The following is a 20,060-nucleotide window of genomic DNA, read 5'->3' as shown; positions in this document are numbered from 1 at the left end:
CGTGTGCAAAAGTGCCTCCACGCTAGCGTCAATTCGGGCGCGGTGAACAGAGGGCCCCTGCCGTTCTTGCGATGATCGGTCGGTGACCAGGACACCCCACCCCTCGCTTCCGTCCGAGCCGCCCCGTCGGCAGGGTGCCGGAAACGGCCCCGCCAACAGCCCCAGAGGCGTCTCCGAAGGTGGCCCCGAAGACGATCGGGACTTCGGCCGTGGTGGTCACGAGCATGGGACTCCTCGCCATCCCGGGTACGCCCAGGGACGCGACTCGGAACAGGAGTCCGGGTATGCGGGAGGCCTGGGCGGCCTGGCACGAGGTCGGACGCCCAGCGGTCAGGGGCCCGGCACCGGCCCTGAGACCGTCGCGGGCCCAAGGCAAGCACAGGGGAACAGGTACGAGTACGGGCACGGGCACGGCAGCAGCGGCCTCCAGGAGGGCGGCCAACACGGGCACGGCTACGGTCCTCGCCCCGGAACAGGCCCAGCCCCCGGCCCTGAAGTCGAGGACTGGGCCGGGTCCGGCGGTCACGGCGAGGGGCACCGCCACCGCGACGGGCGCGGGTCCGGCCACGGCGAGGGGCCTCGGCCCGGTCACGGCGAGGGTCAAGGGCATCCTCACGGCCACAGCCACAGTCACGGTCCGGCCGCCCCCGTCTCCCAGCACCTGCGCAAGGTCATCGCGGCCATCCTCATCCCGTTCGGCGCCGCGGTGCTGGTCGGGCTCGTGGTGCTGTGGCCCGGCGGTGCCCCGGCGCACGAACGCACCGGGGTCGGCTTCGACCGGCAGACCCAGCAGGCCACGGTCAGCAAGGTCGTGAGCGTGAGCTGCGCCTCGGTGAACGCCTCCGGCGACACTCCGACCGGAGACACCTCCACGGCCGAGGGCTCCTCGGCGCAGCAGCAGGCGAAGGGCACCTGCAAGAAAGCCACGATCCGGGTGGACACCGGCGACGACAAGGGCCGTACGTTCACAGAGATCATCCAGCCGGACCAGACACGGCAGTTGGACCAGGGCGAGAAGGTGGTGGTCGCCTACGAGCCCTCTGCGCCGAAGGATCTTCAGTACTCGGTCACCGACGTGAATCGCCGCATCCCGATGTCCTTGCTGGCCGGCATCTTCGCGGTCGCCGTCGTGGTCGTCGGGCGGCTTCGGGGTGTGATGGCGCTGGTCGCGTTGGCCATCAGTTTCCTGGTGCTGAACTTCTTCGTCCTGCCGGCGATCCTGCAGGGCTCGAACCCGTTGGTCGTGGCAGTGGTGGGATCCAGCGCCATCATGCTGATCGCGCTCTATCTGTGTCACGGCCTGTCGGCCCGCACCTCCGTCGCGGTACTCGGAACGCTCGTCTCACTGCTGCTCATCGGCGTCCTCGGTTCGCTGTTCATCGACTGGGCTGCGTTGACAGGCAACACGGACGACAACACAGGCCTGATCCACGGCCTGTATCCGTCGATCGACATGAGCGGTCTTCTGCTCGCCGGCATCATCATCGGCTCGCTCGGCGTCCTCGACGACGTGACGGTCACCCAGACGTCAGCGGTATGGGAGCTGCATGAAGCCAACCCGTCGATGGGCCGACGAGGGCTCTACCGGGCCGGCATCCGAATCGGACGTGACCACATCGCCTCAGTGGTCAACACACTCGTCCTCGCCTACGCCGGTGCCGCCCTGCCCCTGCTGCTGCTCTTCTCGATCGCGCAGAGCAGCGTGGGCGCCGTCGCCAACAGTGAGCTGGTGGCGGAGGAGATCGTGCGCACGCTGGTGGGATCGATCGGCCTGGTGGCCTCTGTGCCGGTCACAACGCTCCTGGCCGCCCTCGTGGTCTCCGCCGACCGTCCGGGAGCCGGCACGGCGGCCGTGCCGGCTCCGGCGGGTCGGGCGCGTCCGGCGGCTCCGTCGGATCGGATCGGTTCGGTGGATCAGGTCGGTTCGGCGGCTCCCGTGGAAGCGGCACCGCATACCACTCCGGCCCGGAGCGGCCGAGGCAGGCGCCGCAAGCACTGACCCTGCTGCACGACACCCGGCATCCATAGGGGCGTCGTGCGCGCGACCAGCCGTTCGAGCCGACCAACGGGCCTATGGGCGGGTGGGCGGATGAACCGATGAAGAAGCGTTCCTGCGCCCCCCTGCCCCATGACGAGGCTTTCCGCCGCCGCTCACTGTCGCCTCGTCAGCCCGCGCTCTGCTCCTCCGCGAGGATGCGGTCCAGGGCCTTGTCCAGATGTGCGTCGAAATCGGCGAGCGCACCCTCCTGACCGAGAGGCACCAGCTTGTCGGTGCGATCGAGGAATGCCACCAAAGGGGCCGCCGAGGAGCGGAACACAGCCTGTTCCCCGCACACCTGAAGCCGGATCAGGACCTCTCCGAGCACGTCGGGATCCACGGGCGAGACGCGGACGTCGCCCTCGCCGCACGGCCTGCCCACTCCGTCGATGAGCAACTCTCGACCGAACGCCCAGGTCACCGGGGCGTCACCAGGCAAGTGGAAGGTGAGCCGCACCGCATAGGGATCGCACGACTCGTAGCCCAGCTCCACCGGGATGCGGAAGGAGAGCTCCTCGGAGACGAGGAAGCTCATCATGACCTCTGCCTGTACTGCCTGCACGGACTCACGCATCGCCTAACCTGTCATTTGCCGTCGATTGGCCGGGAATGAACCTTCTGACACTGCAGGCATCTTGCTGAACGTACACAACAGATCACAAGAAGTGAGTTTTCAGATACTGATAGAGATCGCAAGGGAACCCAGCAGGCGTCCGACCTCGTGCTGCAGCTGCCGGGCCGCGGCGTGCAGCCGGTCAGCGTGGTGAGCGGGCAGCGACAGCGCGATCGTCGCCGCCGTGGTCCCCACAGTGATCGGAATCGCCGCACACACGGCACCCAGTGCGTACTCCTGTCGTTCGACGACCGATTCCATGCGCGGCATCCGTTCCAGGCGCCGCAGCAGAGTGTGGTTGTCACGCACGGTGTACGGAGTGATCGACTGCGCCGGGTAGCGGTGGAGGTGGTCCCGGCGCGCGTCCTCGTCCAGTTGGGAGAGCAGACACTGGCCGATGGCGTGCGCGTGTCCCGTCTCGCGGAAGTCGGCCCATTCCTCCACGGCTGGGTTGCCCGGGGTGTCGGAGACGCACATGACCTCGATCTCGCCGTCCCGGTACCGCGCGTAGTACAAGGGGACACCGATCGAATCACGCCACCGGGCGAGCATGTCGGCAACAGTGCTGCGACGTTTCTGCGCGGCCCCGCTGCTGCCGAGCCGCTCCGCGGCCTCACCGAGGAAGAACAGCCCTTTGTCCCGGCGTAGATAGCCCTCGTGCACGAGGGTGCGCAACAGGTGGTAGGCCGTGGGCAGGGCGAGGCCCGTCTCACGGGCCAGTTGCTTCGCCGGGGCTCCGAACTCGTGCTCCGCAACGGTCTCCAGCAGCCGCATGGCGCGCTGTACGGAGCCGATCAGGGTGGCCGCCGGGTTCGGCTGCTGGGGAACAGCGGGGCTCGGTGGCCGCTGGAGCGGGGGCGCGAGAGAACGTGGCGGGGTGAGGGATGCGTACGGTCCTGCGGTTGCGGTGTCGACGGTGGACAAGGGGGGCACTCCCGAAGCGCGAGGGGGCGGTCCGTGCGGGGGAACACGGGAGGGGCGTACGCCGCTCGCGGGGTGTCGTCCCCGCGTCGAATTCCGGACTTTAACCTTCTGCCACCACTTGCAGACGGGCTGTGGGAAAACTTCCCCCGGCCGAGGGAACCGGTGATTCCTGTTACCGATCACCGGTCTCCGGCGGGACTCACCGGCCGCCGCGCGTCACCACTTGCCGCCCGACGACGAACTCGACGTGAACTTCCGTACGACGTAGATCAGTCCACCGACCAGCGCCACGAAGACCAGAAGCTTGAAGAGCAGGCCGATCACGAAGCCGACGACGCTGGCTATCAACCCGCCGAACACGACCAGCGCGATGACCGGCACCGCGACCCACTTCACCCACCACGGCAGTCCCGTGAAGATCTCTTGCATCGCCCTCGTCCTCATCCTCTACGATCGACTTCCGGCGCTTGTGCCGCGCCGGATCATTTCGATGTCCTGCGTCGATGCTAGGTCCGAAGGCGGCTGTGACGGAGACCTCGCACCCCTTGTCCTCCCCTGATCGAACCCCTAGGGAACCCCGAGGCCGCACGTCGGCAGCAAGACGGAGACGCTCAGCCCTCGGGCGGCGAGAACACCACCAGGACCCGCAGATCCTCGCTGATGTGATGGAACTTGTGGGCGACGCCGGCCGGGACGTACACCACGCTCCCGCGGGCCACCTGGGTGGTCTCCAGGCCGACGGTGATCGAGGCCCGCCCGCTCACCACGAAGTACACCTCGTCCTGGCTGTGCGGGTTCTGTGGATCATGGGTGCCGGCATCGAGCGCGTACAGGCCGACGGACATGTTCCGTTCGCGCAGAAACTGCAGGTACGCACCGTCATTGGCGGCTCTCTCCGCCTCCAGTTCATCCAACCGGAATGCCTTCATCGACCTTGTCCGCTCTCGTCCGGTGCTCATTGGTGATCTCTCTGCCACGATCAGACACATGAAGAATTTCGTAGTCAAGACGATCGCCAACGCAGGTGCCCTGGCGGTCGCCGTCTGGCTGCTCGACAAGATCACCCTGACCGGTGACAGCACGGGCAAGAAGATCGGCACCCTCCTCATCGTCGCACTGCTCTTCGGCCTGGTGAACTTCCTGGTCAAGCCGGTGGTCAAGGTGCTGACCTTCCCCCTGTTCATACTTACGCTCGGCCTGATCACCCTGGTGGTCAACGCCCTGATGCTGCTGCTCACTTCATGGCTGGCCGACAAGCTCGACGTGAGTTTCCATGTGGAAGGCTTCTGGACCGCCGTTCTCGGCGGCCTGATCATCTCCGTCGTCTCCTGGGCGCTCAACGTCATGCTGCCCGACGAAGACTGAGCCCGCGATGACCTACCGCGTCTGTTTCGTCTGCACCGGCAACATCTGCCGCTCGCCGATCGCCGAGTCGGTCTTCCGCGCGCGGGTGGAGAGCGAAGGTCTCGACGGGCTGGTCGAGGTCGACAGTGCCGGCACGGGCGACTGGCACGAGGGCGAGCAGGCCGACCCGCGTGCTCAGTCCGTCCTGGAGGAGCACGGGTACGCGCTCGACCACACGGCTCGGCGCTTCGAGTCGTCCTGGTTCGCCCGCCTCGACCTGGTGGTCGCCCTGGACTCCGGTCATCTCAAGGCACTGCGCCGCCTCGCACCCACCGAGAAGGACGCGGCGAAGGTTCGGCTGCTGCGTTCCTACGACCCCGCGGCAGTCGGCGACCTCGACGTTCCCGACCCCTACTACGGGGGCCGCGACGGCTTCGAGGAGTGTCTTGAGATGGTGGAGGAGGCGAGCGCCGGTCTGCTCGCCTCCGTGCGCGAGGACGTGGAAGGACAGGTGGCATGAGCGGTTCCGCTTCGAAGGAGGGGATCTCCCCGGGTTCCGGCGACGGCACGCGCGCGGTGCGGGCTGGGCTGCCCGAGCCCGTGAAGTACGAGCCCACGCTGCCGGGGCCGGTGTTCGCGGCACACTTCCACCTGCCGGGAGACCCCACGGGCCCCTACACCTACGGCCGTGACGAGAACCCGACCTGGACGCACCTGGAGCACGCCATCGGCGAACTGGAGGCGCCGGGGCAGGACGGCGTCGAGACACTCGTCTTCGCCTCCGGCATGGCCGCGATCTCCTCGGTGCTCTTCTCTCAGTTGCGAGCCGGGGACGCTGTCGTGCTGCCGGGCGACGGTTACCAGGCGCTGCCCCTGGCCCGCGCCCAGTTGGAGGCGTACGGCATCGAGGTGCGCACGGCCCCGACCGGCTCGGACGGCCAGATCGAGGTACTCGACGGTGCGAAGCTGTTGTTGATCGAGTCCCCCTCGAATCCGGGGCTCGACGTGTGCGACATCCGCAGGCTCGCCGATGCGGCACACGCGCATGGCGCGCTGGTGGCCGTGGACAACACGCTCGCCACCCCGCTCGGGCAACGCCCGCTCGAACTCGGCGCCGACTTCTCGGTGGCAAGCGGCACCAAGCAGCTCACGGGTCACGGCGACATCCTCCTCGGCTATGTCACCTCGCGAGCCGGCGAGCCGATGGCGGCCGTACGGCGTTGGCGCAAGATCGTCGGGGCGATCCCCGGTCCCATGGAAGCCTGGCTCGCGCACCGCTCGATCGCCACGCTGCAGATGCGCGTCGACCGGCAGAACGCGACCGCCCTGGCCGTCGCCGAGGCGCTGCGGGGTAGGCCCGAGGTGAGCGGGCTGCGGTATCCGGGGCTGCCCGGCGATCCCTCACACAGGGTCGCCTCGCAGCAGATGCGGCGTTATGGATGCGTGGTCTCCTTCACGCTCGCCACGCGTGCGCGGGCCGAGCGTTTCCTGGGTGCTCTGCAGCTCGTGGACGAGGCGACGAGCTTCGGCGGGTTGCGCTCCACCGCGGAACGGCGCGGGCGCTGGGGCGGGGACGCCGTGCCGGAGGGGTTTGTCCGGCTGTCCGTCGGCGCTGAGGATCCCGAGGACCTTGTGGCGGATGTACTGCGTGCGCTGGAGGAATCGGAGCGATGAGTGGCTTGCGGACGCCCTGTCCCGTGACGGGCCCGTCGCCTTCACCGACGGCGGGCGGCTCCGCCACGGATCCCGCCGACCGCACGCGACAGACGGTCCGAGCCTCCCCCTCGTGGCTCGGACCGGACTCGGTTCTGCGCGCGAAGAACTGTGTTCACAAGGCGAGTTGACTGTGCGTCAGCGTTTCATCACAGTAGCGGCAGGGGCTTGTCGACTCCTCACCGAGACCGGTCTCGACGAAGAGTCCCCCGTATGGACGCTGCACCTTGCCGGTGCCTCCGGGTGCACCGCCGAGCGGACCCGTCCCGCGCTCACCGAGCTGTCCGGCCACGGCGGTCGGGGGTTCGCCCTACGTACGGCTTTCGGCGACTCCGAGGAGGTTCTGGAGGGCCTGGCCGCAGGCCACCACGGCCCGGCCATCAGTACGGCCCGGCCGTGAGGAGGCCTGCTCAAGGCCACCCCGCCGTGCGATGAGGAGCACGCGCTGCTCGCCGGTTCCCGGTGTCCGGGCAGTCCTCGCCTGCGCGGCCGTGGGAGCCTGTCTGGCGGCCCTGTAGCGCTATCCGTGCGCGATCACTCTCGCGCGCGGTGACATCGTCGCGGTGCACGAGCCGCGCTACGGACGCCTGTCCGGGCGGTGCGCACCGGGACATCGGCCATGCCTCGTGTCGCGCGGGCACACGACCGACGGCGGGCGCAGCCGCCGCACGATACCGACCCTGCGGACAGCCAAGTCACGGGGTGAGGTCGACCAGTGACTCCTCGCGATGTTTCACGTGGAACCAGCGGGGCCACATTTCTCCCATGACCGTCCGACCCGTGGTCAAGCGCACCGCACGAGCCGTTCTCCTGGACGGCGACAACCTGATCCTGATCAAGCGCACCAAGCCCGGTGTCGATCCTTACTGGGTGACGCCCGGTGGCGGGGTCGAGCCGGACGACGCGACGGTCGTGGACGCACTGCACCGGGAGGTACACGAAGAGCTCGGCGCCAAGATCACCGATGTGGTTCCCTGCTTCGTCGACACCGTCGAGCACATCGGCGCGGACGGCGGCGCGACCGGTGTGAAAGTGCAGCACTTCTTCGTCTGCCGTCTGGAATCCATGGACCCGGCGCTGCGGCACGGGCCCGAGGTGGAGGAGCCTGCGGGCGAGTACGAAATCGTCCGTGTGCCGTTCACCCGGGTCGGCATCGCTTCTGTTCACCTCGTCCCGCTGTCCCTGCGACACTATCTGGACGGCAACATCGAGGGCGTCCGGGCCATGCACGCCCCCGACCTCGGCTGAGGTCCATGTCCCGGTCCCGCCCGCGTCCGCGACTCGCTCGTCAACTCCTGCTGGGGACGAGCTCCTCGGCCCGCCCTCGCCGTTCCGCACAGCGCCCGCAGACCTGCTCAGCGCGCCGCTGAGGTACTAGCCGACAGCCGGACAGCGCTCGGCCCGGGTGCCGCACTTGCGCCCGCGGCCCAGGTTCCGCAAACGGGGCAGTTCCTCTGATCGTCTGTTTCACGTGAAACGCTGCCGGCTCGTCGACGCACTGTGCCGTAGGCCATGGCATGGCCAAAAGCACGCCCGCCCCGAGGAATCAGGTGGACGCCGACCGCACGGTTCGGACAGCCTGACCTGCGTGCCGACTCCTTCTCTCGCCGCTCTGCCCATCCGCCGTCTGACGCACCGCGATCTGACCGCCTGTGCCGACTTGTCGGAGGATCGGGGGTGGCATCGAGAGGAGCACAAGTGGGGCTTTCTCCTTTCCGCCGGGCGGGGCTACGGCGTCGACGATCCTGCAGGAGGCCTCATCGCCGCATGCGTCGTCACCGAGTACGGGCCGCACGGGCAGCCTCGTCTCGGTGCCATCGGCATGGTGCTGGTCGCTGAGCGACACGCCCGGCAAGGTGTCGGCCGGCGGTTGATGCGGCATGTCGTGTCTCTGATGGACGCCACCCCCCTCACCTTGCACGCCACCCCCAACGGGCGTCCGCTCTACGAGGAACTGGGCTTCACATCCACAGGCCGGGCAGAAATGGTGTGCGGGCACTTCACTCCGACGAAACCGGCTTCAGGCGTGGTGACCCGTGCTGCCACAGCCGAGGACCTCAGATCGATTCTGCGACTCGACGAAGAGGTGTTCGGCGCAGATCGCACGCATGTGATCGCCCGTCTTCCCGCGTTCGCCGACCAGTTGCGGGTCGCGGAGGACGACGGCAGGATCATCGGCTACGCCGCCGCATGGCCCAATATGGAGACCCAGGTCGTTGGCCCACTGATCGCCCGGGACACGGACACAGCAAAAGCCCTTCTGGCCTCCCTCGCCTTCCGCACGGATCGGCCACTGCGTACCGACATCGACGTCCGGCACGAGGAACTGCTGGACTGGGTGAAAGCGCACGGTCTGGAATCCGTGGCCTTCAACTCCGTGATGACCTACGGAATCGCGGAGCTGCCGGGCGACTGGCGTCGCCGTTTCGCTCCCCTGACGGTGGCGGCCGGCTGACGGCGCGCGGGCACGCGTGATGAGGCAGCCGGAGATGCACGGAGGGCTCGGCTGGTCGCCGGGACGGTCCTGGCCCGGCGAATCGGACGGGCTCAGTGCCGGACGGCCCTCTGCCGCTCGGCGACGGTGCTGCCGGTGACGACGTGCCCCGATCCGCCACGGGCGCTGTCCCGGCGCTCCAGTGCGGCCGAGACGACGGCGAGCAGCAGCGCACCCGCCGCCAGGGCGGCGCCGACCCAGTTCGGCGCGGTGTAGCCCAGTCCCGCGGCGATCACGAAGCCTCCCAGCCAGGCGGACAGCGCGTTGCCGAGGTTGAATGCACCGATATTCACCGCCGACGCCAATGTGGGAGCGCCGTGTGCCTGGTCCAGGACACGCTTCTGCAGCGGCGGGACGGTCGCGAAGCCCAGGGCACCGATCAGTGCGATCGTGACAGCCGCCAGCACCTTGTCGTGGGCGGTGAGCGTGAAGAGCGCCAGGACGACGGCCAGAGCCCCCAGAGAGACGTACAGCATGGGCATCAATGCCCGGTCGGCGTACCTGCCGCCGATCAGGTTGCCGCCTACCATGCCAAGACCGAACAGGACCAGCAGCCAGGTGACAGAACCGTCGGCGAAGCCGGCGACATGCGTCATCATCGGCGCGATGTAGGTGATGGCCGCGAAGACCCCGCCGAAGCCGAGAACGGTCATCGCCATGGCGAGCAACACCTGAGTGTTCTTGAAAGCGGCCAGTTCGTGCCTCAGCCGCACGCCCCGCGCCCGCGGCACATCGGGTACCAGCCTGGCGATGCCGACCAACCCGACGACACCTAGCGCGGCGACGACGGCGAATGTGACCCGCCATCCGACGTTCTGCCCGACGAGGGTGCCCAGGGGGACGCCGACCACGTTCGCGACAGTGAGACCGGTGAACATCATCGCGATGGCCCCGGCCTTCTTGTCGGGGGCGACCAGGTCGGCCGCGACGACCGAGCCGATGCCGAAGAACGCGCCGTGGGCGAGCGAGGCGACCACGCGGCCGATCAGCATCACGGAGAAGACCGGAGCGATCGCGGAGAGCAGGTTGCCAACGATGAACAGGCCCATCAAGAGCATCAGCATCCGCTTGCGGGAGACCTTCGTGCCGAGGACCGTCATGAGCGGGGCGCCGAACAGGACCCCGAGCGCGTAGCCGGTCACGAGGAAGCCGGCGGTGGGGATGGAGACTCCGAAGTCGTCTGCGATCTCGGGCAACAAGCCCGTGATCACGAACTCGGTCGTTCCGATTCCGAAGGCCCCGATCGCTAGGGCCAGAAGCGCGAGAGGCATAGGTGGTGACCCTTCCCAGATGATTGCAGGAGCGCTTAACGCCCTTCGACAATAATTGCACACGCGGGTTACATGCAAGCACGGGCAATTGCAGAGGTGCTCTATCCTGGTTGTCAGCCGTTACGGGACGGAGGAGAAACGCCATGACTGCGACGGACCCCGCGCTCACCGCCCTCGCCCAGGGCTGGTGCGCCCTCTCACTGCTGCACGGGAAGATCGAGGCCCACATCGAACGCGCACTGCAGGCGCACCACGACCTGAGCGTGCGCGAGTACTCCCTGCTCGACGTGCTCAGCCGGCAACACGAGGGCGACGGCGAGCATCTGCAGATGAAGCAGGTGGCCGACGCCGTCGTCCTCAGCCAGAGCGCGACCACCCGGTTGGTGACCCGTCTCGAGGACCGCGGGCTGCTCGAGCGCTACCTGTGCCCCACCGACCGCCGCGGCATCTACACCAACGTCACCGACGCTGGCCTGGAGCTGCTCGCCGAAGCTCGTCCGACCAACGACGCCGCCCTGCGCGAAGCTCTCGACGAGGCCGCCAGAAATCCGGAACTGGCCCCACTCGTAAGGGTCGTGGAGTCACTCAAAGCACCTGTGACCCTGCCTGCATAGAGTGGCGACCATGGGAGATCTTGAGATACGGGCCGCCGTCGCCGAGGACCTTCCCGCGGTCGTCGCCATGCTCGCGGACGACGTTCTGGGTGCACAGCGCGAGACACCGGACGACCTCGACCCCTACCTGGCCGCGCTCGAACGACTCACCGCCGACCCGAACCAGCGCCTGGTCGTCGCCGTCCGCGAGGGACGCGTGGTCGGGACCCTCCAGCTGACGATCGTCCCGGGTCTGTCCCGACGGGGGTCGACCAGATCCATCGTCGAGGGCGTCCGCGTGCACGCCGACGAGCGCGGAAGCGGCCTGGGCACACGGTTCATCGAGTGGGCGATCGAGGAATCCCGACGGGAGAACTGCCAGTTGGTGCAGCTGACCTCCGACAACACACGCACGGACGCCCACCGCTTCTACGAACGGCTCGGGTTCGTCGCCTCACACGTGGGTTTCAAGCTGCAGCTCTGAGAACTCCGCTCCAGGAGAACTGCGTTGCTACAGCGGGGAGGCCCTGTTTCACGTGAAACAGGGCCTCCCCGCTGCGGGCGCCTAGCCGATCCCCCGCCACCCGGCCGGGTCGACGCCGCCGGGCACTGCCACGCCCTCCTCGTACGGCTGGCGCGTGAATACGAAGGACCCAAGGTCCAGGTGATCCACTCTCCCATCACCCCGCCGCACCGCCTGCAAGAGTTCCCCGGCGTAGTACCCCTCCAGTCCGGTCCAGGTACCGTCCCCGTTCGGCCGGAACCGCGAGCGCCGACCGCCGCCGGACAAGGGCCCCAGGGAAAGGAGTCCGTCGGCTGTCACCCGCAGGGCGACGGGGCTGGTTCCCCAGTACCACTGACCCGCCAACTCCAGGACCGAATCCTCGACCTCCCGCAGCGGACGCCACGGCTCTGGGATCCGCGGCTCGGCCTCGGCGACGATTCGCACAAGGTCGGCCGCCACCTGCGACGTCAGCAGGCCCGACGTGCAGTTCGCGAGCACGACGGCGGCCACGTCGTCCTCGACGCCGACAGTGAGCGTGGCCAGGAAGCCGGGGACCGAGCCGGAGTGGCCCACGAGCAGCCGTCCGTCCCGGTGCAGAATTTGCAGTCCGAGTCCGTAAGACGCGCCGTCCGCCAGATCCGCCGGTCCGGCCGGCGCTGCGGGCGTCCCCATCTCGCGCAATGTCTCAACACTCAGCACCCGCTCGTCGCCCCGCGCCAGAAAGACGGCGAACCGGGCGAGGTCGCCCGTGGTGGACCAGAGCTGGCCCGCTGAGGCCATCCGCCCGAAGTCCTCGGCAGGCTCGGGCAGCATGACGTCGGCCCACGGATGCACTGCCCAGCCACCCGCGGCCGGAGCCTGGGGGCGGGTACTCGTGCGACGAAGCTGTAGAGGTTCGAAGACTTCGCGCCTCAGCACCTCTTCCCAGGGCGCCTCGCGGAGCTGTTCCACGAGGGCTCCGAGCACCGTGTAGCCGGGATTCGAGTAATGGAACCGGCGGCCGGCCGGATGGGCAGCGGCCCCGTCACCCAGGACGTCGGCGAGTTCGGGCCGCAGTGAGCCCGGAGTCCGTTCCCACCACGGACCAGGTGTCTCGGCCGCCAGTCCGCCCGTGTGGGCGAGCAGTTGAGCGATCGTGAGCTCGCCGACGCCCGTGTCGGGCAGATGCCTCTCCACCGGGTCGTCGAGGCCGAGCACTCCCTCGTCCCGCAATCGCAGCACCAGGACTGCGGTGAAGGTCTTGGTGATCGAGCCGATCCGGTACTGCACGTTCTCGTCCGGGCCATGTCCGTCGACCGAGGTCCGCGCCCCGTGCCACACGGCCCGCCCGTCCCTCACGACGGCAGCGACAAGCGACGGCGCCCGCCCTTCGGCCTGCGCCACGGCGATCCGGTGGAGCAGCGCACGCCGGGTGCCGGGCAGAAGCTCTTCTTGAGGTGTCGTCATAGGGCCAGTCCACCCGGCCCCACGGCTCACGTCGAGTCCATTTCGCCCTGGCCGTCCAGCGTCACACGCCACGTGCGTCGCGCCACCTCAACGCGTCAGCGCTGACCTGCGCCCCGGCCGGTCCGGTCCCTTCGGCGGCGCGTCACCTGGAGATGCGGCCTTCGATGCCGTCGGGCAAAAAGTCGAGGCCGATGCTGAAGGTGTCGTCAGCGTCCAGGTGGGCGGCATCACGCACCACCGTGGCCACCCCCGGCAAGCGGCTGGACGAAGGTCCGCTCCAAGCGCAACCATGACCGCGCCCACCGTTCACGGCTGAGGCCGGCCTTCAGGTTCTCGGCGGACCGGCCAGGACGACCGGGATTCAGTTCGGGGTGTGGAAGGCCTTCCGCAGGAGTTCACCGAACTCGGCGGGGTGGGTGGTCAGGCCGATATGACCGCCGGGGAAGTGCCGGAGCTCCGTGCCGAGACGCTCTGCCAGGACCGCGGCCGAGCGGTAGGGCAGCTCGCCGCGTGATTCCTGGCCACCGACGAGCACGAGTCGCTCCGACAGCGCCTCCAGCCGACGCGTGTCCGGGGCGTAGGACATGAAGGTGGGGATGATCCGCCCGACGAAGAACGGCAGGTTGGCCATCGTCTGCTCGGCCCGTGCCGCTGCTTGCGGCGGGAGCTTCGTCTCGGCCTGCGGTTCGGTGGTGTCGCCGTCCTTTTTCAGGCCCGCCGCGAACACGGCCATCGCCGGCATGAGCCCTTGAGTACGGAACGTCACCTCCACCCGCGCGATGAGCGCGCGGTGTTCAGCTGCGTCCGGCAGGACCTCCACTACCGGCGGCTCGTGCACCACGACGCGCGCGATGCGCTCGGGGTGGGCGGCGAGCAGGTGCAGGGCGGTGATCGCGCCCGAACTGGCGCCGAACACCCGGGCGGGCTCATCGGGTGACAGCAACTCCAGCATCCGGAACGCGTCATCGGCGTGTTTGGCCACCTGCTGCTCGGCGTCGGGGTCGTCCAGCGTGCTGCGAGACATACCGCGCGGGTCGTAGGTCGCGACGGTGTATTCGGCGGCCATGTCGTCGGCGATGCCGTCGAAGGAGGCCGCGCCGCCCGTCCCTCCGGGGATCAGCAGCAGGAGGGGACCCTGGCCGCGCACTTCATAGTGCAGGATCGCGCCGTCCACGCGCAGGCTGCCGCTGGTCGGATCGGTCACGCGGAATCTCCTTCTCGGTAAGGGAGCGTCACACGCTCCGTCGTCAGCCCGGCCCGTGCCATGCACCCCCCGATCCTTGGTCCTCTAGTTTTAACCTAGGATCCCTAGGTAAGCAATGCGGTGGGGCAGTCGCCACAGGCGGGCCGCGGCTCGCGGACGGCCGCCAGTACCTCGGTCGGCGGGCTGGTCGTGGCGTCAGCCGGTACCGACGGCTCCGCCGTCGTAGTGGCATGCCGAGACGGTCAGCCGGGCCGCGGAGGCGGTGGCCGGTGCGCAGGCGCGTCGGAACGCAGAGTCAGGGCGGCTGGGCAGCCGGTCGGCCCCGCAGCCTCGCCACGCGTCATCCCGCCCGGAACAGCCCGCGCCGCCGCATCCGGCAGGTCACCGGAAAGAGCCGGTCACAGCGGCTCCGCACCTGCCAGAACTGCCGCCGCCATGGCATTCGGCGGAGAGAACGACGCCGGACCCAGAGCATCTACCGGCCGGGAGATCAGGTCTGCGCCATGTCCACGAAGCGCGAGTAGTGGCCCTGGAAGGCAACGGTGATCGTGGCCGTGGGGCCGTTACGGTGCTTGCCCACGATGATGTCCGCCTCGCCCGCGCGCGGGGACTCCTTCTCGTAGGCGTCCTCGCGGTGCAGCAGGATGACCATGTCGGCGTCCTGCTCGATCGAGCCGGACTCACGCAGGTCGGACACCATCGGCTTCTTGTCCGTGCGCTGCTCGGGACCACGGTTGAGCTGCGAGAGCGCAATCACCGGCACCTCGAGCTCCTTGGCCAGCAGCTTGAGGTTACGGGACATGTCCGAGACCTCCTGCTGACGGCTTTCGGAGCGCTTGGAGCCGCCGGCCTGCATCAGCTGGAGGTAGTCGATGATCACGAGCTTGATGTCGTTGCGCTGTTTCAGTCGGCGGCATTTCGCGCGGATCTCCATCATCGACAGGTTCGGGGAGTCGTCGATGTAGAGCGGTGCGGAGGACACCTCGGGCATTCGGCGAGCCAGGCGGGTCCAGTCCTCGTCCGTCATCGTGCCGGACCGCATGTGGTGCAGGGCGACCCGGGCCTCCGCGGACAGCAGACGCATCGCGATCTCGTTGCGCCCCATCTCCAGGGAGAAGATGACGCTCGGCAGGTTGTGTTTGATCGACGCCGCGCGCGCGAAGTCCAGCGCCAGGGTGGACTTGCCCATGGCGGGACGGGCGGCGATGACGATCATCTGACCCGGGTGCAACCCGTTGGTCAGCGAATCGAGATCGGTGAAACCGGTGGGCACACCTGTCATCTCGCCGCTGCGCGAGCCGATCGCCTCGATCTCGTCGAGGGCGCCCTCCATGATGTCGCCGAGCGGAAGATAGTCCTCGCTGGTGCGCTGCTCGGTGACCGCGTAGATCTCCGCCTGGGCCCGGTTGACGATCTCGTCGACATCGTCGTCGGCCGCGTATCCCATCTGCGTGATGCGAGTGCCGGCCTCCACCAGGCGGCGCAGGACTGCCCGCTCGTGGACGATCTCGGCGTAGTACTCGGCGTTCGCCGCGGTCGGCACGGTCTGGACGAGAGTGTGGAGATAGGACGCGCCGCCGACCTTGTTGATCTCGCCGCGCTTGGTGAGCTCGGCGGCGATCGTGATCGGGTCGGCCGGTTCTCCCTTGGCGTAGACGTCGAGGATCGCCTGGTAGATCGTCTCGTGCGCGGGCTTGTAGAAGTCGTGGCCCTTGAGCACCTCGACCACGTCGGCGATGGCGTCCTTGGACAGGAGCATGCCGCCGAGGACGGATTGTTCGGCGTCGAGGTCCTGGGGCGGCACCCGCTCGAAGGCGGTTCCCCCTCCCTCCCACTCTCCGGTGTCGCGGCCGCGATCATGCTGATCGTCCCGGCCGCGGCCGCCATCGCCGCGTCGGCGGGAAGCGGGGAGACGATCACTGGGGCCGGTGTCGGCCCACGGGTCGTCCAAGGGCTCGGAAATGCTCACCGAGCCACCTCCTCCCGTCCGCCGAGCGGACCTCGCCGTGCCTCTTTTCTACGGCACGACACTGACAATTGAGAGGCCCAACTCCGTTTGTGGCGCGTCGTTTTTGTGCGGTTTTCTTCGACCCACGGCGGAGCAGGCGCCGGACCACGGTAGGCCCGCGGGCACCTTCAGCCAATCTGGTTATCCACAGGCCATGTGGACGACGGCCCCGATGCTGTGGACAACCCCGCGAAACCTGTGCACGACCCGGTGGACAGTGTTGTGAACAAGCCCTCTACTTTTCTTTTCGGAACTCGCTGACCTGCAGTTTCCTCATCCACCGGCTGTGCAGAAGAAAAAGTTTCCCCATCGGGCCAAGATCTCCTCGAACGAAGGGCGAGCCTGCGCGCCGCACACACAAAAGTAAGGGTCACATGGCGATTGCATCACTTACCTGTGGACGATTAGATTGGTGGCCATGACACAGGCTCCCGCGCCACCCAGGGCCGCTCGGCGACAGCACGATCGAGAGATCGTCGCCCTGGCCGTCCCGGCCTTCGGCGCACTCGTCGCCGAGCCGCTGTTCGTCATGGCTGACAGCGCGATCGTGGGGCACCTGGGCACCGCCCAACTGGCAGGCCTCGGCGTCGCCTCCGCCCTCCTCACGACAGCCGTCGGCGTCTTCGTCTTTCTTGCCTACGCCACTACCGCAGCAGTGGCCCGCCGTGTGGGCGCGCACGACCTTTCGGCGGCCATTCGACAGGGCATGGACGGCATCTGGCTGGCGCTCCTGCTCGGCACCGCCGTGATCTCAGCCGTCCTGCCCACCGCCCCAACTCTCGTGAAACTCTTCGGCGCGTCTGATACGGCGGCTCCCTATGCGATCACGTATCTGCGCATCTCGGCACTCGGGATCCCGGCCATGCTCGTCGTGCTGGCCGCCACCGGCGTTCTACGCGGCCTCCAGGACACGAGAACACCGCTTTACGTCGCTGTCGGGGGTTTCGTCGCCAACGCGGGCCTGAACGCCGGCCTGGTCTACGGCGCAGGGCTGGGCATCGCCGGTTCTGCTTGGGGCACTGTGATCGCCCAGTGGGGCATGGCCATGGTCTACCTCCTGGTGGTCATACGGGGAGCCCGTCGCCACGGTGCGTCCCTGCGACCCGACGCGGCAGGCATCAGGGCCTCCGCACAGGCAGGTGCACCACTCCTGGTGCGCACACTCTCCCTGCGGGCGATCCTGATGATCGCCACCGCGGTGGCGGCCCGCCTCGGGGACGACGACATCGCGGCGCACCAGATCGCTTTGGGCCTGTGGAGTCTCCTCGCGTTCGCCCTGGACGCGATCGCCATCGCCGGGCAGGCCATTATCGGGCGCTATCTCGGCGCCGACGACACTCAGGGCGCCCGGGAGGCCTGCCGCAGGATGGTCGAGTGGGGAATCGCCGTAGGGATCCTCCTCGGCCTCCTCGTGGTGATCGCCCGGCCACTGTTCCTGCCACTGTTCACCAGCGATCCGGCGGTGAAGGACGCCGCACTGCCGGCCCTTCTCGTGGTGGCGCTTTCCCAGCCCGTGTGCGGCATCGTCTTCGTGCTGGACGGCGTCCTGATGGGAGCGGGAGACGGGCCCTATCTGGCCTGGGCGATGGTGCTCACACTGGCCGTCTTCACTCCGGCTGCCCTGCTGATTCCGGTCATCGGCGGCGGTCTCACCGCGGTGTGGGGGGCGATGACGCTGATGATGGTCGTGCGGATGGTGACGCTCTGGCTGCGCGCCCGCTCCGGCCGCTGGCTCGTCACCGGCGCGACCCACTGATCGTTTCACGTGGAACTGACGACCGCGTAACTCTTGCGTTTCACGTGAAACACGGCACGCGGAAGGGGCCGCACCCAGAGGGTGCGGCCCCTTCTCAGCTCTACGAGCCGAACGCAGCGATCAGGCCGCGACAACCTCGATGCTGACCTTGGCGGCAACCTCGGGGTGCAGACGCACGGACGTCTCGTGGGCGCCCAGGGTCTTAATCGGCGAACCGAGCTCGATGCGGCGCTTGTCGACCTCGGGGCCACCGGACGCCTTGATCGCCGAAGCGACGTCGGCCGGGGTGACGGAACCGAAGAGTCGACCGGCGTCGCCGGAGCGGACGGCCAGACGGACCTTGACGCCCTCGAGCTGGGCCTTCACAGCGTTGGCCTGCTCGATGGTCTGGATCTCGTGGATCTTGCGAGCGCGACGGATCTGCTCGACGTCCTTCTCGCCGCCCTTGGTCCAACGGATCGCGAAGTTCCGCGGGATCAGGTAGTTGCGAGCGTAGCCGTCCTTGACGTCGACGACGTCGCCTGCGGCACCGAGGCCGGAGACCTCGTGGGTGAGGATGATCTTCATTTGTCGGTCACCCTTCCCTTATCGCGCCTGGGCGGTGTAGGGCAGCAGCGCCATCTCACGGCTGTTCTTGACGGCCGTGGCGACGTCACGCTGGTGCTGCGTGCAGTTGCCGGTCACGCGACGGGCACGAATCTTGCCGCGGTCGGAAATGAACTTCCGCAGCATGTTCGTGTCCTTGTAGTCCACGTACGTGACCTTGTCCTTGCAGAATGCGCAGACCTTCTTCTTAGGCTTGCGCACAGGCGGCTTCGCCATGGTGTTTCTCCTGTGTGATCAAGAAGTTGGGATACGACCCGCCTTCGACCCGAGCAGGCCCGGACAGCCGGACCCGCAGGTCTAGAAGGGGGGTTCGTCCGAGTAGCCGCCGCCGCTGCCACTGCCGCCGCCGGAGTTTCCTCCCCAGCCGCCACCACTGCTGCTGCCCTGGTTGCCACTGGCGGGAGCGCTGGTCGCCCACGGGTCGTCGGCGGGAGCGCCGCCGCCCTGCTGGCCGCCACCGGAGTTTCCACCCCAGCCGCCGCCGGCCTGGCCGCCGCCACCGCCGTAACCACCCTGGCCGCCCTGGCCACCGCGGCCGGAAGCCTTGGTGACCTTGGCCGTGGCACTGCGAAGGCTGGCGCCGACTTCCTCGACGTCCAGCTCGTAGACCGTGCGCTTGACGCCCTCACGGTCCTCGTAGGACCGCTGCTTCAGCCGGCCCTGCACGATGACGCGCATGCCTCGCTGGAGCGACTCCGCGACGTTCTCCGCCGCCTGACGCCAGACCGAGCAGGTCAGGAACAGGCTCTCGCCGTCCTTCCACTCGTTCGTCTGGCGGTCGAAGGTGCGGGGAGTGGACGCGACACGGAACTTCGCGACCGCCGCACCGGAGGGGGTGAAGCGCAGCTCGGGGTCGTCGACAAGATTGCCGACGACCGTGATGACGGTCTCGCCTGCCATGGGGGAACCTCTCGGCGGGTTTGCTGCTGGCTGCTAGTGCTGCTACTCAGAATCCCGAGATCAGCTGAGCGTGAGCTCAGTGGGTCTCGGGACGGAGGACCTTGGTCCGGAGGACCGACTCGTTCAGGTTCATCTGGCGGTCGAGCTCCTTGACGACCGCAGGCTCGGCCTGCAGGTCGATGACCGAGTAGATGCCCTCGGGCTTCTTCTTGATCTCGTACGAGAGACGACGACGGCCCCAGGTGTCGACCTTCTCCACCTTTCCGTTGCCCTCACGGACGACGGAGAGGAAGTTCTCGATCAGCGGGGAGACAGCGCGCTCCTCGAGATCGGGGTCGAGGATGACCATCACTTCGTAGTGACGCATGTGGAACCCACCTCCTTTGGACTCAGCGGCCACGGTCGATCCGTGGCAGGAGGGTTGTGATGCGTACGCAACGGTATCGGCCGCCACTGACAGTCGGGGGTCGACTGGCGACTTCCCCGGCCTGAGCTGGGTTGACTCCCTGGCTCTGGCTGGGCAGACACCGGTGCAGAGGGTACAGAGTACCTGCACACACGCTTCCGGTTGAAATCCGGCGTGGTTCACCGTCAGTCTGTACACGTCGGGTGTGTATGGCGCTACGATGCGCCGCCTTCCGCAGG

At 68.1% G+C, this 20,060-nt stretch carries 21 protein-coding genes and 1 pseudogene; 10 read left to right on the top strand and 12 right to left on the bottom strand.

What is annotated here, in order from left to right; translation table 11 throughout:
* Positions 1-304: 304 nt before the first annotated feature.
* Entirely contained in the window at positions 305-1,999 is a 1,695-nt protein-coding gene (locus IE239_RS06175) for a YibE/F family protein (RefSeq protein WP_373308065.1), read from the top strand.
* 166 nt (positions 2,000-2,165) lie between these two features.
* On the opposite strand, the gene IE239_RS06170 is transcribed toward IE239_RS06175, so the two are convergent.
* The 4 genes from IE239_RS06170 to IE239_RS06155 all read right to left on the bottom strand — a co-directional run bounded on the left by IE239_RS06170 (position 2,166) and on the right by IE239_RS06155 (position 4,504).
* On the bottom strand, positions 2,166-2,612 hold the full coding sequence (locus IE239_RS06170; protein ID WP_190148226.1) for an SsgA family sporulation/cell division regulator: 447 nt from the start codon (positions 2,610-2,612) through the stop codon (positions 2,166-2,168).
* 99 nt (positions 2,613-2,711) lie between these two features.
* Positions 2,712-3,575, bottom strand: a complete 864-nt coding sequence (locus IE239_RS06165) for an IclR family transcriptional regulator (protein WP_373308061.1) — start codon at positions 3,573-3,575, stop codon at positions 2,712-2,714.
* Positions 3,576-3,791: 216 nt separating this feature from the next.
* The gene (locus IE239_RS06160) at positions 3,792-4,004 is read right to left on the bottom strand and encodes a DUF5326 family protein (protein WP_190148225.1); all 213 of its coding nucleotides are present in this window, start codon (positions 4,002-4,004) and stop codon (positions 3,792-3,794) included.
* A gap of 182 nt (positions 4,005-4,186) precedes the next feature.
* On the bottom strand, positions 4,187-4,504 hold the full coding sequence (locus IE239_RS06155) for a cupin domain-containing protein (protein ID WP_190148318.1): 318 nt from the start codon (positions 4,502-4,504) through the stop codon (positions 4,187-4,189).
* 58 nt (positions 4,505-4,562) lie between these two features.
* On the opposite strand from IE239_RS06155, the gene IE239_RS06150 reads away from it, so the two are divergent.
* The 6 genes and pseudogenes from IE239_RS06150 (at position 4,563) to IE239_RS06130 (ending at position 9,087) form a co-directional block, all read left to right on the top strand.
* Complete coding sequence (locus tag IE239_RS06150) at positions 4,563-4,940, top strand: phage holin family protein (RefSeq protein ID WP_190148224.1); 378 nt, start codon at positions 4,563-4,565, stop codon at positions 4,938-4,940.
* Positions 4,941-4,947: 7 nt separating this feature from the next.
* Positions 4,948-5,439: a low molecular weight protein-tyrosine-phosphatase gene (locus IE239_RS06145; RefSeq protein WP_190148223.1), complete on the top strand. Its 492-nt coding sequence runs from the start codon at positions 4,948-4,950 to the stop codon at positions 5,437-5,439.
* Positions 5,436-6,593: a cystathionine gamma-lyase gene (locus IE239_RS06140; RefSeq protein ID WP_190148222.1), complete on the top strand. Its 1,158-nt coding sequence runs from the start codon at positions 5,436-5,438 to the stop codon at positions 6,591-6,593. The genes IE239_RS06145 and IE239_RS06140 overlap by 4 nt, the downstream gene beginning before the upstream one ends.
* A 217-nt stretch (positions 6,594-6,810) precedes the next feature.
* Positions 6,811-7,338, top strand: a pseudogene (locus IE239_RS41820) (hypothetical protein); the annotation flags it as partial.
* Between the two features lie 59 nt (positions 7,339-7,397).
* A complete protein-coding gene (locus IE239_RS06135; RefSeq protein WP_190148221.1) occupies positions 7,398-7,880 on the top strand; it encodes an NUDIX domain-containing protein in 483 nt (160 codons plus the stop codon).
* Between the two features lie 340 nt (positions 7,881-8,220).
* Positions 8,221-9,087 carry a GNAT family N-acetyltransferase gene (locus tag IE239_RS06130; RefSeq protein ID WP_190148317.1) on the top strand — a complete coding sequence of 289 codons (867 nt, stop codon included), beginning with the start codon at positions 8,221-8,223 and terminating at the stop codon, positions 9,085-9,087.
* Positions 9,088-9,179: 92 nt separating this feature from the next.
* Here IE239_RS06130 and IE239_RS06125 read toward each other — a convergent pair whose 3' ends face one another.
* On the bottom strand, positions 9,180-10,397 hold the full coding sequence (locus tag IE239_RS06125) for an MFS transporter (protein WP_190148220.1): 1,218 nt from the start codon (positions 10,395-10,397) through the stop codon (positions 9,180-9,182).
* Between the two features lie 143 nt (positions 10,398-10,540).
* On the opposite strand from IE239_RS06125, the gene IE239_RS06120 reads away from it, so the two are divergent.
* A complete protein-coding gene (locus IE239_RS06120; RefSeq protein WP_190148219.1) occupies positions 10,541-11,011 on the top strand; it encodes a MarR family winged helix-turn-helix transcriptional regulator in 471 nt (156 codons plus the stop codon).
* A gap of 10 nt (positions 11,012-11,021) precedes the next feature.
* Entirely contained in the window at positions 11,022-11,474 is a 453-nt protein-coding gene (locus tag IE239_RS06115) for a GNAT family N-acetyltransferase (protein WP_190148218.1), read from the top strand.
* A gap of 81 nt (positions 11,475-11,555) precedes the next feature.
* Here the strand turns inward: IE239_RS06115 and IE239_RS06110 are convergent, their stop codons facing one another.
* The 3 genes from IE239_RS06110 to dnaB all read right to left on the bottom strand — a co-directional run bounded on the left by IE239_RS06110 (position 11,556) and on the right by dnaB (position 16,114).
* Entirely contained in the window at positions 11,556-12,941 is a 1,386-nt protein-coding gene (locus IE239_RS06110) for a serine hydrolase domain-containing protein (RefSeq protein ID WP_190148217.1), read from the bottom strand.
* A gap of 361 nt (positions 12,942-13,302) precedes the next feature.
* The gene (locus IE239_RS06100; protein ID WP_190148216.1) at positions 13,303-14,145 is read right to left on the bottom strand and encodes an alpha/beta fold hydrolase; all 843 of its coding nucleotides are present in this window, start codon (positions 14,143-14,145) and stop codon (positions 13,303-13,305) included.
* Positions 14,146-14,635: 490 nt separating this feature from the next.
* Positions 14,636-16,114, bottom strand: a complete 1,479-nt coding sequence (gene dnaB, locus IE239_RS06095) for a replicative DNA helicase (RefSeq protein WP_190148215.1) — start codon at positions 16,112-16,114, stop codon at positions 14,636-14,638.
* A 457-nt stretch (positions 16,115-16,571) separates the two neighbouring features.
* Between dnaB and IE239_RS06090 the strand changes: the two genes are divergently transcribed.
* Positions 16,572-17,909, top strand: a complete 1,338-nt coding sequence (locus IE239_RS06090) for an MATE family efflux transporter (protein WP_190148214.1) — start codon at positions 16,572-16,574, stop codon at positions 17,907-17,909.
* Positions 17,910-18,029: 120 nt separating this feature from the next.
* On the opposite strand, the gene rplI is transcribed toward IE239_RS06090, so the two are convergent.
* From rplI to rpsF, 4 genes are all read right to left on the bottom strand, one after another.
* Entirely contained in the window at positions 18,030-18,476 is a 447-nt protein-coding gene (rplI, locus tag IE239_RS06085; RefSeq protein ID WP_057609128.1) for a 50S ribosomal protein L9, read from the bottom strand.
* A gap of 18 nt (positions 18,477-18,494) precedes the next feature.
* Positions 18,495-18,731, bottom strand: coding sequence for a 30S ribosomal protein S18 (rpsR, locus tag IE239_RS06080; protein ID WP_020130672.1), 237 nt, complete (start codon positions 18,729-18,731; stop codon positions 18,495-18,497).
* Positions 18,732-18,812: 81 nt separating this feature from the next.
* On the bottom strand, positions 18,813-19,415 hold the full coding sequence (locus tag IE239_RS06075; RefSeq protein ID WP_190148213.1) for a single-stranded DNA-binding protein: 603 nt from the start codon (positions 19,413-19,415) through the stop codon (positions 18,813-18,815).
* A 76-nt stretch (positions 19,416-19,491) separates the two neighbouring features.
* A complete protein-coding gene (gene rpsF / locus IE239_RS06070) occupies positions 19,492-19,782 on the bottom strand; it encodes a 30S ribosomal protein S6 (protein ID WP_006604399.1) in 291 nt (96 codons plus the stop codon).
* Between the last annotated feature and the right edge of the window lie 278 nt (positions 19,783-20,060).

This window comes from Streptomyces humidus (assembly GCF_014649655.1).
Lineage (GTDB): Bacteria > Actinomycetota > Actinomycetes > Streptomycetales > Streptomycetaceae > Streptomyces > Streptomyces humidus.
This window is presented reverse-complemented; position numbering and strand designations above follow the sequence as displayed.